Below are 13026 nucleotides of genomic sequence, written 5' to 3'. Positions count from 1 at the left end.
TTGCTGACCTTCCTCTCCCAGCGACTGCTGCAGATCATCCCGACACTGATCCTGGTGTCGATGCTGATCTTCGGCCTGCAGCAGCTCCTGCCGGGCGACCCGGCGCTGATCATGGCGGGAGAGGAGCGCGACCCGAAGGTGCTCGAGGAGATCCGCGAGCAGTACCGGCTGAACGAGCCGATCCCGGTCCAGTACTTCTACTGGATCAAAGGCGTGCTCTCCGGAAACCTGGGCGAGTCGATGCGCCTAAAGAGTTCGGTGTCGTCGCTGGTCGCCGAAAAGCTACCGGTGACCCTGCAACTCGCTGCCATGGCGCTGATCGTGGCGCTGGGCATCGGCATTCCGGCCGGCATCATCTCGGCGGTCAGGAAGGACACCGCCTGGGATTATGGCGCCAACATCTTCGCCCTGTGGGGTCTCAGCACGCCCAATTTCTGGCTGGGCATCCTGATGATCTTCCTGTTCTCGGTGACGCTCGGCTGGCTGCCGGCCTCGGGCTACGTGCGTTTGGGCGAGGACTGGCGCGCCAGCCTCGCCACCACCGTGATGCCGGCCTTCGTGCTGGGCAACGCCATCGCCGCCGTGCTGATGCGACACACGCGCAGTGCCATGCTGCAGGCGATGGGCGCAGACTACGTACGGACCGCCCGCGCCAAGGGGCTCTACGAGAGGCGCGTCGTGCTGAAGCATGCGTTGCGCAACGCCATGACGCCGGTGATCACCCTGGGCGCCCTCGAGTTCGGCACGCTCCTGTCCGGCGCGGTGCTGACCGAGCAGATCTTCACCATCCCCGGCTTCGGCAAGTTGATCGTCGATTCGGTGTTCAACCGTGACTACGCCGTCGTGCAAGGCGTCGTGCTGGTGACGGCCACGACCTACATCGTGCTGAACCTGCTGGCCGACGTGGCCTATGTGCTCGTCAATCCACGGCTGCGGGGCTGACCGCAATGACCGCTGCCGCCGTCTCAGCTCCCGTCCCCGCTCCCGAGGCCCACGAAGAGAATCCGTGGGCGCGCGCCTGGCGCCGACTCAAGCGGCGGAAAGGCGCTATGTTCGGGCTGGTGGTCGTGGTCCTGTTCATCCTGGTCGCGATCCTCGCGCCGCTGATCTCACCCTACGATCCGATCGCAACCAGCTTCACGCAGGTCCGCAAGCCACCCTCCTGGGCGCACTGGCTGGGCACCGACGAGGTCGGCCGCGACGTGCTGGCCCGCATCATCTGGGGCGCCCGCGCCTCGCTCAGCGCCGGGCTCGTGTCGGTCGGAATCGCGCTCGGCATCGGCGTGCCGCTCGGCCTGCTGGCCGGCTATGCCGGCGGCTGGATCGACGCGGTACTGTCGCGCATCGTCGATGCGATGCTGGCCGTTCCGTTCCTAATCCTGGCGATCGCCCTGGCGGCCTTCCTCGGACCGAGCCTGACCAACGCGATGATTGCCATCGGCGTCACCGCCACGCCTGTGTTCATCCGGCTGACCCGCGGCCAGACGATCGCCGCCAAGGTCGAGGACTATGTCGAAGCGGCGCGCGCGGTCGGCAACCCGCATTGGCGCATCGCGCTGCGCCACGTCCTGCCCAACATCGTGCCGCCGCTGCTGGTGCAGGCCTCGCTGGCCATCGCGGGCGCGATCATCGCCGAGGCCGCGCTGTCCTTCCTCGGCCTCGGCCAGCAACCGCCGTCGCCGTCATGGGGCAGCATGCTGAACTCCGCGCAGCGCTTCATCGCCCAGGCGCCGTGGATGGCCTTCTGGCCGGGCTTCGCGATCTTCTTCGCCGTCCTGTCGTTCAACCTGCTGGGCGACGGCCTGCGCGACGCGCTCGACCCCCGTCACAAGTAAGTCTCTCCGGACGTCAGTTCGGCAGCGAGGTATCGGCAAGCGCGAAGGCCGGCACGCCGCTGGTCAGCGTCGTGACACGCTCCTCCACCAGAAGCTGGGATACCGCCAGGAAGTGCACGAGTTCGCCGTCGCCCAGACGCTCGGCCTCCTCGATCATCTCCCGCACGCTATGCCAGACCCGAAACAACGCCGCCGCCCGCTTCTTCTCCGAAAGCGGCGCATGACCGCGCCGCCGCCGGGTATTCGGTTCGACGATGATCTCCAAGACATCCGCCATGTTCTATTCGCCCTGACGCTTTACGCGTGGAACGCCTCTCCCTCATCCGGCTGGTCGCCGGTTGCCCAACCTACCTCAAAAGAAATGCCAGGCGGGGGCAATCCGGCGCGAGGATCTTCCGACCTTCGTGGGGAAGCGCCCGCTTCAGCGGTCGCCACCGACCGGCAGGCCCGACGGGTCGAGCTGCGGCTCCTTGCGCAGGACCACCGACTCCGGCGCCTCAGCCTCGGGCAATGGCTTGCTCGGGTCGACCGGCCGAACCATCGCCACCACGCGCTTGGGGCCCTTGCCGGCATCGTCGGCTTCGAGACGGCGCCAGCCATGCCGTTCCCAGTACTTGATGTCCTGGGGCAGGGCCTGCGTGTAGAGCATCCTGCAGCCGCGGCTCTCGGCGATCTTGGCGCAGCGATCGATCAGGAGCTGGCCGATGTCGTTTCCGCGGAAGCGCTTCATTACCGCCAGCCGCTCCGGCATGGCGAAGGATTGGAACCAGCGCAGGCGAACCGCTCCCACCGGCTCGTCCCCCAGATAGGCGATGATGTGGGTGGCGCCGAAGTCGTGGCCGTCGAATTCCTCGGAGTACGGGACGTCCTGCTCGCCGATGAAGCAGGCGGCGCGGACGGCGAAGGCCTGGAGGGAGTCTTCCATCTTCATGGCCAGCTTGATCGTGACAGCCTGGCCGCCGATCGAACGTGTGTTGGTGCTCATGTTCCTTGCTCCTCTCAGCTCGCGCGCCGTTCGGTCCATCCCGCATGCGGGCAGGACGCTCCCCGTTCCATCGACTCTTCCAGGATGCCCGGCATGTCGAGCTTGTCCTCCGGACGGTTCAGCACCATCGGGTCCGTCGTCACGGTCGGCGCATCCGGGCCGACCTCGAGATCGCAGGCGAACGCGCCATACTCGTGGTCGGAGAAGTGGAAGACCTTGTCGTCGACCTTGCGGAAGCCGTCCTTCTCGAAGATCGGCCACAGGCGCTTCTGACCGTGCAGATACGCCTTGGGATAGCCCTTCTTGCGGCAGAATTCCTTCGCCCAGTTCACGAACGGCAGGAAGAGGCCGTACGACCGGTAGCGCTTCAGGATGATGGCCCGCTCCAGCTTGGCGAAGCCCGCGAACCAGCGTACGCGGATGGACGCGGCCGGCTCGCCGTCGACGTACAGGATCAGGTGGCTGGCCGTGTAGTCGTTGCCGTCATATTCCTCCCAGTATGGGCACTCCTGCTCGCCCATGAACACGGCGGCGCGCAACATGAAGCACTGCATCATCTCGTCGGAAGTCGATGCGAGCTTGATCGTGATCTCGGGCCGGTTGCTCGGGCCCGCCGTTTCCTGTCCGTTCATCTCAGTCCCCTTCAGTCAAAACGCCATTGTCATTCCGGAAGTGCCGGCCTCCGGCCGAAACGATCGGAAGATTCTGTGAAATCTGGGCAAGCACATCGGTGACGACCGGCGGCGTCATGCCTTTGGCACCGCGCCGGATCGCGGTGGCCGAGATCTTGTCCCGGCGCAGGATGCACCACGGGTAGATCCAGCCGCATTCGTCGCAGATCTGGCGCACCAGCATGCCGCCGAAATCGGTACCATGGAGCGTGTGCAGCCGTGCCCCGGGGTGACGCCGCTTGATCTCGGCGATCACACCCTGGAATCCTTTCGCGTAGTAGGTCTCGGAGTAAACGGCGACCTCGACCTTGTCGGCCATGCCGGCCTCGGCCAGCGCCAGTTCGATCAGCGCCACACGCGTTTCCGGCGGCAGGAAGACGTTTCCCGTCGGGAAATAGTCGACGTTGGAATCGGCCTTGTCGGTCTTCTCGTAGACCTGGAAGCCGTCCTTCAGGTGACCGACGCGGAGTTCGCCCTTGCGGAAGGCATCCACGTGCAGCTTCGGAACCAGCACCGGATGGATGATGACCTTGTCGAGCCCGCGTTCGTCGATCGCCGCCTGAATGATCGAAAGGTGGGTGTTGTGGAACGGATTGAACGTGCCGAAGTAGAGACCGATGCCGCCCCTGGGCGCCGCGACGGAACGCAGGTCCGACAGCAGGCCGATCAGAAACAGCGATCCGCCGAGGCCAAGGCCCAGGAAAAAGAAGCCTTCGCGCGCACCCGGCACCCCCGCCGTGCCCAGCGCCGCCAGGGTGACGTTGACCAGGATTCCGACCAGTGTGTTGCGATTGGCATCGCCCACGCCTCGCGCGACGAGGTAGCCGCCGAGGTACTGCGTTCCCTGCGACGCCAAAGTCGTGACGAGCGCAGCCCCGGCTATGCCGCCGACGGACGCCATCCCGAGCTGGTTGAGCGCACCCCCCCATAACATCAGCCAGAACATCACCAGGTTGAACGCCAACTGCGGGATGAATCGCCCGAGCCGGCCGGCCGTGACGAAGCCGAACCGATTGTTCGCCCAAAGTTCGGCCTTGTTACTGAGCTTTGCGTAGCTCGGCAGAAACACCCCGACGAAGATTGACACGCAGATCAGCGTGGGGTTAGCCCAACTGCTGTGCGCGTACGCATAGCTCAAGTATGTTAAAAGTCCGCCAAAGGCGGCCATGCGCGTCGACGGACTGCGCAGGTAACGACCGAATTTGCCGACGCGAACCGCGGCCGGCGTTGTTTTTCCGTTAGAGCCGATGGCGGCCACGGGTAGCACTCCTGTCTCGTTGCGAGCGTCGATCCGGATACTTACAACCGAAAAATCGACTGGCGAATACGTGAACTGGAGGTGCCGAAGGGTCCCGGCGCGGTCCGAAAAGCCGCCTAACCCCCTAAAATAAGACAGAAAACGACATTTCACCGATAATGGTATAGGATGTAGAACATGAAGCTCGCGTCAGATATGCGTGAGCGCAACTCTTATTGTATCGATTGTCACCATGGTCACGATCCCTCCGCGCAAGAACAAGGTGCCGAACATTCTCGGCGACTGGGATGACGTCCGTTTCTTCCTTGCGGTTGCGAAGACCGGAAGTTTCAGCGCCGCCGCCACCCAGTTGAACACCAAGCAGACGACCGTCGGTCGCCGCATCCAGGCGCTGGAGCGGCGTCTCGGCGCCAAGCTGTTCGACCGCCACCGCCACGGCATGGAAGTGACCCCGGCCGCCCGCGGCGTGCTCGTGCAGGCCGAGTCCATGATGTCGAACGCCACGGCAATCGAAAGGCACCTGGCCGGCCTCGACCGCGAGATGGCGGGAATCGTTCGCATCGCCGCAACCGAGGGCATTGCCGCCCACTGGCTGGTGCCACGGCTCGGCGTGCTGCGCCGCACCCATCCCGACATCATCGTCCAGGTGATCGCCGGCGACCAGGTGCTCGACCTCGCCACCCGCCAGGCTGACCTCGCCATCCGCTTCTTCCGTCCGACGTCGAACCAGCTGGTCGCCGCGCGCGTGGGTCAGGTCAACATGTCGATCTTCGCCGCGCCCTCCTACATCGAGCAGTACGGACTGCCGCAGAAGCTCGAGGACATGCGCGATCACCATGTCGTCGACCACACGACGCTGCACAGCCTGCCCGCCATGAAGCCGTGGAGCGAAGTGGTCGAGCGCAGTACCTCGGTTGTCCTGCGCACCAACTCCTCCTACGCCGCCATGGAGGCGGTGCAGACCGGCTACGGCATCTCGGTGTTCCCCGACTATATCGCCAAGTCGTCGAACCTGGTGGCTGCGCCGATCGATCTCAGGATCGTCCGCGACATCTGGCTGGTCAGCCACGAGGAGACCAATAAGGGCGCGCGCATCCGCACCGTGATCGACTATGTACGCGAGCAGTTCCGCCAGGACGAACGCGAGTGGTTCTCCACCACGCCGCGCAGCAGGTCGATGGCAGCCGCCTAAAGGGCAGCCGTCAACCTCTTCCAGATCGCCTCGATCTCGGCCTTGTCCCCCGGCTTGTAGGTCCAGTTCAGCCTGACTTCGTCGCCCGGGAAGCGCGGCAGGATGTGAACGTGGAGATGGGGCACGCTTTGCCCGGCGCCCACGCCATTGGACTGCAGAAGATTCACCCCGCTCGGTTCCAGCGTGGTCATCGCCGCCTTCGCCACGCGTTGTGCCGTCTTGGCGACCGCGGCCAGGACCTCGGGTGGAATGACGTCGATGGTCGGCCAGTGGCCCTTGGCGACCGCCAGCGCATGACCCGAGTTGACCGGATTGATGTCCATGAAGGCGATCGTCGCCTCGTCCTCGAGCAGCTTGAAGCACGGCAACTCGCCCACGACGATCCTGCAGAAGATGCAGCTGCCGTCTGTTGGATGGCTCATAGCGGTCTCTCCAGGGCGAGGCTGAGTTCGCGCAGCCTCTGAAAGGGCTGCGTGCCGGGCGTAAGGGCCGGATCCAAGCCCAGTCGCCCCAGTCTGGCAATGCCGTCGCGGCCGAACCGGTCGCGCAGCGATTGGACGACCCAGCCCTCGCTCTGGCGATGGCGCGCCACAGCCAGTCTGGCATCCGCAGCCAGGTGCTCCCGATGTGCCTCGAGTGCCGCGACCAGCCCGTCGATTCCGGCGCCGTTGCGCGAGGAAACGGCCAGGGTCCTCACTGGCCAGTCCCCGGCCTCGCCGGCGGTGGCGAGTGACAATGCACCCGCCACGTCGGCGCGCGCCCGTTCGGCCGGTGCGCCGACATCCGCCTTGGTGACGACGACCAGATGCGGGATCTCGACGATGCCCGCCTTCATGAACTGCAGCGAGTCGCCCGAGCCCGGCTGGACGCAGAAAACGACCGTGTCGGCGACGCCCGCCACGTCCGTCTCGGACTGGCCAACGCCCACCGTCTCGATCAGCACGCGGTCGAACAGGGCGCGCATGACGACCATGGCGGCCACCGTCTGGTCGGCCAGGCCGCCCAGGCGATCGCGGGCGGCCATGGAGCGGACGAAGCTGCCCTCGTCCGCCCCATCATGAACGATGCGCACCCGGTCGCCGAGCAGTGCGCCGCCGCTGGTCCGCGACGAGGGATCGACGGCGATCACGCCAACTGTCTTGCCGGAGCGTCGCCACGCCGCGACCAGAGCGGCGCAGAGGGAGGACTTGCCGACACCTGGCGGACCGGTGACGCCCACGACATGCGCCCGCGGCTCGCGCCATGCCGCATCGAGCAGCGCCTGCGAGGCTTCGCCGTCGGGATCGCGCTCCAGGCCGGCGAGGGCGGTGGCCAGGGCTCGCTTGCCGTCCGTGCGGAGCGCCGCCAGCGTCATTCGGTCTTGAGCGGACCGCCCAGCGCCGCCTGAGCCGCCGCCAGCCGCGCGATCGGCACGCGGTAGGGCGAACAGGAGACATAGTCGAGGCCGGCCTTGTGGCAGAAGAAGACTGAGGCCGGATCGCCGCCATGCTCGCCGCAGATGCCGAGCTTCAGGCTGTTGCGCACCTTGCGGCCGCGCTCCGTCGCGATCTCGATCAGCTCACCCACACCCTCGGTATCGAGGGAGGCGAACGGATCGTGCTCGAAGATGCCACGCTGCTGGTACTTCTCGAGAAACGAGGCCGAGTCGTCGCGGCTCAGGCCGAAGGTCGTCTGCGTGAGGTCGTTCGTGCCGAAGGAGAAGAACTCTGCCGACTCCGCGATATCGCCGGCGCGCAGCGCCGCGCGCGGCAGTTCGATCATGGTGCCGACGAGATATTCGAGTTTCTGACCCGACGCGGTGCTCACTTCCTCGGCGACCTGGTCGATCACTACCTTCATCAGGTCGAGCTCCTTCTTGGTTGCTACGAGGGGGATCATGATCTCCGGCACGACGGTCTTGCCGGCCTTTTTCTGAACCTCCGCCACGGCCTCGAAGATGGCGCGGGCCTGCATCTCGTAAATCTCCGGATAGGAGATGCCGAGACGCACGCCGCGATGGCCGAGCATGGGATTGAACTCATGCAGCTTGTTGGCGCGCTCCTCGATCTCCTTCACGTCGACCCCGAGGTCCTTGGCAACGACTTCCATCTCCTCCGCCGTCTTCGGCAGGAACTCGTGCAACGGCGGATCGAGCAGGCGGATGGTGACCGGCAGGCCCGCCATGATCTCGAACAGTTCCACGAAGTCCTGGCGCTGCATCGGTTGGATCTTGGCCAGTGCCACGCGCCGGCTCTTCTCGTCGTCGGCCAGGATCATCTGGCGCACGGCCACGATGCGGTCGCCGTCGAAGAACATGTGCTCGGTGCGGCAGAGGCCGATGCCCTCGGCGCCGAACTTGCGCGCCTGCGCGGCGTCGGTCGGGGTTTCGGCGTTGGTGCGGATGCCGAGCTTGCGGAACTCGTCGGCCCATTCCATGAGCTGGGCGAAGTCGCCGCTGAGCTCGGGCTGGACCGTCGGCACGACCCCCAGCATGATCTCGCCGGTGCCGCCATCGAGGGTGATGGTCTCGCCGGCCTTCACCACCGTGCCGCGCACGCTGAGCGTCCCGGCCTTGCCGTCGATACGCACGTCGCCAGCGCCCGCGACGCAGGGCTTGCCCATGCCGCGCGCGACCACGGCGGCGTGGCTGGTCATGCCGCCGGTCGAGGTCAGGATGCCCTCCGCGGCGTGCATGCCGTGGATGTCTTCCGGGCTGGTTTCACGCCGCACCAGGATGACCTTCTCGCCGGCGCGCGCCTGCTGCTCGGCGTCGTCGGCGCTGAACACGACCTTGCCTGAAGCCGCGCCCGGCGAGGCCGGCAGGCCCTTGGCGATCACCTTGCGGGCGGCCTTGGGATCGAGTGTCGGGTGCAGGAGCTGGTCGAGCGAGGCCGGCACGATGCGCGCCACGGCCTCACGCTTGTCGATCAATCCCTCGTGCACCATGTCGACGGCAATCTTGAGGGCGGCCTTGGCGGTGCGTTTGCCGTTGCGCGTCTGCAGCATGTAGAGCTTGCCGCGCTGGACCGTGAACTCGATGTCCTGCATGTCGCGATAGTGCTGCTCGAGCCGCTGGCGCACGCTGTCGAGCTGCTTGAACACTTCCGGCATGACCTCTTCCATGGCCGGCGCGTCGGATTTCTGGGCGAGCTTGCCCTGAACGGTCAGGTGCTGCGGCGTGCGGATGCCCGCGACCACGTCCTCACCCTGCGCGTTCACGAGATACTCGCCGTAGAACAGGTTGGTGCCAGTGGAGGGATCGCGCGTGAAGGCAACGCCGGTGGCGCAGTCCTCGCCCATGTTGCCGAACACCATGGCCTGGACGTTGACAGCCGTACCCCAGCTCTCGGGAATCGAATGCAGGCGTCGGTAGGTGATCGCCCGCTGGTTCATCCAGGATTCGAACACCGCGCCGACGGCGCCCCACAGCTGCTCGCGCGGCTCCTGGGGAAACGGCCTGCCGGTGCGCTTCTCGACCAGCTTCTTGTACTCGGCCACGACCGCACGCCAGTCGTCGGCCTTGAGGTCGGTGTCCATGGAAACGCCGAGATCCTCTTTCTTGATCTCGAGTGCCTCCTCGAAATAGTGATGGCCAACGTCGAGCACGACGTTGGAGTACATCTGGATGAAGCGGCGATAGCTGTCCCAGGCGAAGCGCTCGTCGCCCGACGACTTGGCGAGGCCCAGCACCGTCTTGTCGTTGAGGCCGAGGTTCAAAACCGTATCCATCATGCCCGGCATCGAGGCGCGGGCACCCGACCGGACCGATACCAGGAGCGGATTGGCTGCATCGCCGAACTGCGTGCCGACGACCTTCTCGACCTCGGCGAGCGCCTTCTCCACCTCGTCCGTCAGCTCGGCCGGATAGGTCTTCTTGTTGTCGTAGAAGTAGGTGCAGACTTCGGTGGTGATCGTGAAGCCCGGCGGCACCGGCAGGCCGAGGCTCGACATCTCGGCCAGGTTGGCGCCCTTGCCGCCCAGCAGGTTGCGCATGTCGGCGCGGCCCTCGGCCTTGCCATCCCCGAAACTGTAGACCCACTTGGCCATTCTTAGCCCTCGATCTTTGAGAAATCGGCCACGGTATCCATGGTGGCACGAATCTGGTTGAGCAGCTTCAGCCTGTTCAGGCGAACCTCCGGCCTGTCCGTCACGTTGACCGTGACCTTGTCGAACAGGGCGTCGATCGGCCCGCGCAGCCCCGCGAACGCAGCCATTGCCCCCGCGAAATCCTCGGCGGCGAGTGCCGGCTTCACCGTGCGCGCCACTTCTTCCAAGGCGGAAGCAACGGCTTTCTCCTCAGCTTGTTCCAGGAGTGCGGCCTCGGGTGCCCCCGCGATCCTGGCGGCGAGCGCCTTGTCCTTCTTTTCCTCGGCGCGAACGATATTGGCGGCGCGACCGTAGGCCGTCAGCAGGTTCCTGCCAGCCTCGGTGCCGAGGAAGGTCTGCAGTGCCTCGACCCGCGCCAGGAGGCGCACGAGATCGTCCTCGCCACCCAGCGAGACGACGGAGTCGACCACGTCGTGGCGCACGCCCTTCTCGCGCATCTGCACCTTGAGGCGCTCGGCGAAGAAGGCGAGCAGGTCGTCGGCCTTGAGGAACGGCTTGAGCGGCAGGCGCAGCTTGTTCTCGATCACGATGCGGATCACGCCGAGCGCCGCGCGGCGCAGCGCGAAGGGATCGCGCGACCCCGTGGGCTTCTCACCGATCGACCAGAACGACATCAGCGCGTCGAGCTTGTCGGCCAGCGCAACGGCGATCGACACCGGCGCCGTCGGGCAACGGTCGTTGGGACCGGCCGGCGTGTAGTGATCGCCTATCGCGTCGGCAACGGCCACCGGCAGTTTCTCGCCCAGTGCGTAGTAACGGCCCATGACGCCCTGCAGCTCGGGAAATTCACCCACCATGCCGGTCACGAGATCGGCCTTGCAGAGCCGCGCCGCCTGCTCGACCGCGGCCGCATCGGCGCCGGGAACGGATTTCGCGATCTCGCCGGCCAGCGCCACGATGCGCGCGACCCGCTCGGCCTGGGTGCCGAGCCTGGCGTGGAACACGACCTGGTTCAGCCGCGGCAGGCGGCTTTCCAAAGTCGCCTTGCGGTCCTGTTCCCAGAAGAACTTCGCGTCGGCGAGACGGCCGCGCAGCACGCGTTCGTTGCCGGCGACGATCGTCTTGCCGCCGTCACGCGCGACGTTGTTCGCCACCACGACGAAGCGGTTGGCCAGGGTGCCGTCGGCCTTGGACGTCGTGAAGAAGCGCAGATGCACCTTCATCGAGACGATCAGCACTTCCGGCGGGACGTCCATGAACTGGGCGTCGATGGCGCCCAGCATCGGCACCGGCCATTCCGTCAGGCCGGCCACTTCTTCGAGCAGGCCTTCATCCTCGTTCAGCTTGACCTGTGCCCCGGTGCAGAGCTTGCCCGCCCCCTCGAGGATGATCGCCTTGCGTTCGGCGGCGTCCAGGATGACATGCGCCTCACGCAGCCTGGCCGCGTAGTCGGAGAAGCTCGCAACCTCGAACATGCCCTTGGACAAGAAGCGATGGCCGCGAGTCGTGGCACCAAACGGGATCGGCGCCATCCGGCCGCCCGGTGAAACCTCGCCTTTCAGCACCTTGCCGTCGAACAGCGCGACGATGGATTGAAGCGGGCGCACCCAGTGCATTGTGCTGCTGCCCCACTTCATCGACTTGGGCCAGGGCAACGCCTTCAGCGCGGCATCGATCACCGCCCCGAGCGCGTCGGCCGTCGGCCCACCCTTCTTGGTGATCACGGCGAACCAGAACTCACCCTTGCCGGTGTCGCGCTTCTCTGCCTGGTCGAGCGAAGCGAGGCCGGCGCCTTTCAGGAAGCCCTGCACGGCCTGGTCGGGCGCGCCAACGCGCGGCCCGCGTCTTTCCTCGCTGACATCATCCTGGATGGCCGGGATGCCCTCGACCACCAGCGCGAGACGCCGCGGCGTCGCGAAGGCCTGGGCCTTCTCGAAGCCGATGCCCGCGCCCTTCAGCCCGTCACAGATCAATCGCTTCAAGTCTTCAGCCGCACGCGTCTGCATGCGCGCGGGAATCTCTTCCGACAGGAGTTCGAGAAGAAGCTCGGCCATCTTCAGGCGGCCTTCTTCTGCGTCGCCAGCCACGCTTCGCAGCAGGCCTTGGCGAGTTCGCGCACACGCAGAATGTAGCTCTGGCGTTCCGCCACGCTGATCACGCCGCGGGCATCGAGCAGGTTGAAGGCGTGCGATGCCTTGATGCACTGCTCGTAAGCCGGCAACGGAAGCCTCTTCTCGACCAGCCGGCCGCATTCCTTCTCGGCGTCGGCGAAGTGGCGAAACAGCATCCCGGTGTCGGCATGTTCGAAATTGTAGGCCGACTGCTCCCGCTCGTTCTGCAGGAACACGTCGCCATAGGTCAGCGGCACGTCCGAGTCGGCGCGATTGTACGGCAGCTCATAGACCGACTTCTTGTCGAACAGGTACATGGCCAGCCGCTCGAGACCGTAGGTGATCTCGCCGGCGACAAGGTCGACCTCGATGCCGCCCACCTGCTGGAAGTAGGTGAACTGCGTGATCTCCATGCCGTCGCACCAGACTTCCCAGCCCAGTCCCCAGGCCCCCAGCGTCGGGCTCTCCCAGTCGTCCTCGACGAAGCGGATATCGTGCAGCGTCGTGTCGATGCCGATCGCCTGCAGCGAGCCCAGGTAGCGTTCGAGGATGTCGGGCGGTGACGGCTTCAGGATGGCCTGGAACTGATAATAGTGCTGCAGCCGCATCGGGTTTTCGCCATAGCGACCATCGCCGGGGCGGCGCGACGGCTGCACGTAGGCCGCGTACCAGGGTTTCGGGCCGAGCGCGCGCAAGGTCGTCGCTGTGTGGAAGGTGCCGGCCCCCATCTCCATGTCGAACGGCTGGAGGATCAGGCAGCCCTGGGCCGCCCAGTAATCCTGCAGGGTGAGAATGAGTTCCTGGAAGCACGTCGGCTTGCCGCGTGCTGCTGAGGGGTTCGACACCGTTATTCCCCGAAGCTCAGAAGGCCTTTGATTTCCGCGACTTAGGCTGTTGTTGCGGTGCGGCAAAATAGGTTCCACCCCCTACCCGGTCAAGGCTGGCGGT

At 65.8% G+C, this 13026-nt stretch carries 12 protein-coding genes; 3 read left to right on the top strand and 9 right to left on the bottom strand.

Going from position 1 to position 13026, the window contains the following annotated elements:
• The gene (locus tag EPO41_RS26975; RefSeq protein ID WP_296332130.1) at nucleotides 1-942 is read left to right on the top strand and encodes an ABC transporter permease; all 942 of its coding nucleotides are present in this window, start codon (nucleotides 1-3) and stop codon (nucleotides 940-942) included.
• 5 nt (nucleotides 943-947) lie between these two features.
• Nucleotides 948-1835 (top strand): ABC transporter permease, encoded by an 888-nt coding sequence (locus EPO41_RS26970; RefSeq protein WP_296332129.1) that lies wholly within the window; start codon nucleotides 948-950, stop codon nucleotides 1833-1835.
• Nucleotides 1836-1848: 13 nt separating this feature from the next.
• Here the strand turns inward: EPO41_RS26970 and EPO41_RS26965 are convergent, their stop codons facing one another.
• The 4 genes from EPO41_RS26965 to EPO41_RS26950 form a co-directional block, all read right to left on the bottom strand.
• A complete protein-coding gene (locus tag EPO41_RS26965; RefSeq protein ID WP_296332126.1) occupies nucleotides 1849-2100 on the bottom strand; it encodes a hypothetical protein in 252 nt (83 codons plus the stop codon).
• Between the two features lie 156 nt (nucleotides 2101-2256).
• The gene (locus EPO41_RS26960; RefSeq protein ID WP_296332124.1) at nucleotides 2257-2820 is read right to left on the bottom strand and encodes a GNAT family N-acetyltransferase; all 564 of its coding nucleotides are present in this window, start codon (nucleotides 2818-2820) and stop codon (nucleotides 2257-2259) included.
• Between the two features lie 14 nt (nucleotides 2821-2834).
• Complete coding sequence (locus tag EPO41_RS26955; protein WP_296332122.1) at nucleotides 2835-3452, bottom strand: GNAT family N-acetyltransferase; 618 nt, start codon at nucleotides 3450-3452, stop codon at nucleotides 2835-2837.
• 1 nt (nucleotide 3453) lies between these two features.
• Complete coding sequence (locus EPO41_RS26950) at nucleotides 3454-4749, bottom strand: hypothetical protein (protein WP_296332121.1); 1296 nt, start codon at nucleotides 4747-4749, stop codon at nucleotides 3454-3456.
• A gap of 232 nt (nucleotides 4750-4981) precedes the next feature.
• Here EPO41_RS26950 and EPO41_RS26945 point away from each other — a divergent pair, with 232 nt between their 5' ends.
• The gene (locus EPO41_RS26945; protein ID WP_296332119.1) at nucleotides 4982-5941 is read left to right on the top strand and encodes a LysR family transcriptional regulator; all 960 of its coding nucleotides are present in this window, start codon (nucleotides 4982-4984) and stop codon (nucleotides 5939-5941) included.
• Here the strand turns inward: EPO41_RS26945 and EPO41_RS26940 are convergent.
• Genes EPO41_RS26940 through EPO41_RS26920 form a run of 5 tightly spaced genes read right to left on the bottom strand, consistent with a single transcriptional unit; the run spans nucleotide 5938 to nucleotide 12923 of the window.
• Nucleotides 5938-6363, bottom strand: coding sequence for an HIT family protein (locus EPO41_RS26940; RefSeq protein WP_296332117.1), 426 nt, complete (start codon nucleotides 6361-6363; stop codon nucleotides 5938-5940). The genes EPO41_RS26945 and EPO41_RS26940 overlap by 4 nt on opposite strands.
• A complete protein-coding gene (locus EPO41_RS26935; RefSeq protein WP_296332116.1) occupies nucleotides 6360-7295 on the bottom strand; it encodes an ATP/GTP-binding protein in 936 nt (311 codons plus the stop codon). The genes EPO41_RS26940 and EPO41_RS26935 overlap by 4 nt, the downstream gene beginning before the upstream one ends.
• Nucleotides 7292-9967, bottom strand: a complete 2676-nt coding sequence (ppdK, locus tag EPO41_RS26930) for a pyruvate, phosphate dikinase (RefSeq protein WP_296332114.1) — start codon at nucleotides 9965-9967, stop codon at nucleotides 7292-7294. Before ppdK ends, EPO41_RS26935 begins: the two co-directional genes overlap by 4 nt.
• A 2-nt stretch (nucleotides 9968-9969) precedes the next feature.
• Nucleotides 9970-12021, bottom strand: coding sequence for a glycine--tRNA ligase subunit beta (gene glyS / locus EPO41_RS26925; RefSeq protein ID WP_296332112.1), 2052 nt, complete (start codon nucleotides 12019-12021; stop codon nucleotides 9970-9972).
• 2 nt (nucleotides 12022-12023) lie between these two features.
• Nucleotides 12024-12923, bottom strand: coding sequence for a glycine--tRNA ligase subunit alpha (locus EPO41_RS26920; protein WP_296332111.1), 900 nt, complete (start codon nucleotides 12921-12923; stop codon nucleotides 12024-12026).
• Between the last annotated feature and the right edge of the window lie 103 nt (nucleotides 12924-13026).

This window comes from Reyranella sp., from assembly GCF_004297265.1.
Lineage (GTDB): Bacteria > Pseudomonadota > Alphaproteobacteria > Reyranellales > Reyranellaceae > Reyranella.
Note: the sequence above shows the minus strand (reverse complement) of the source record. Positions and strands in the feature narration are given on the sequence as shown.

Coding starts and splice junctions, on each gene's coding strand:
- EPO41_RS26960 (WP_296332124.1), bottom strand. CDS start 2,820: ATGAGCACCAACACACGTTCGATCGGCGGCCAGGCTGTCACGATCAAG.
- EPO41_RS26935 (WP_296332116.1), bottom strand. CDS start 7,295: ATGACGCTGGCGGCGCTCCGCACGGACGGCAAGCGAGCCCTGGCCACC.
- EPO41_RS26940 (WP_296332117.1), bottom strand. CDS start 6,363: ATGAGCCATCCAACAGACGGCAGCTGCATCTTCTGCAGGATCGTCGTG.
- EPO41_RS26945 (WP_296332119.1), top strand. CDS start 4,982: ATGGTCACGATCCCTCCGCGCAAGAACAAGGTGCCGAACATTCTCGGC.
- EPO41_RS26955 (WP_296332122.1), bottom strand. CDS start 3,452: ATGAACGGACAGGAAACGGCGGGCCCGAGCAACCGGCCCGAGATCACG.
- glyS (WP_296332112.1), bottom strand. CDS start 12,021: ATGGCCGAGCTTCTTCTCGAACTCCTGTCGGAAGAGATTCCCGCGCGC.
- EPO41_RS26970 (WP_296332129.1), top strand. CDS start 948: ATGACCGCTGCCGCCGTCTCAGCTCCCGTCCCCGCTCCCGAGGCCCAC.
- ppdK (WP_296332114.1), bottom strand. CDS start 9,967: ATGGCCAAGTGGGTCTACAGTTTCGGGGATGGCAAGGCCGAGGGCCGC.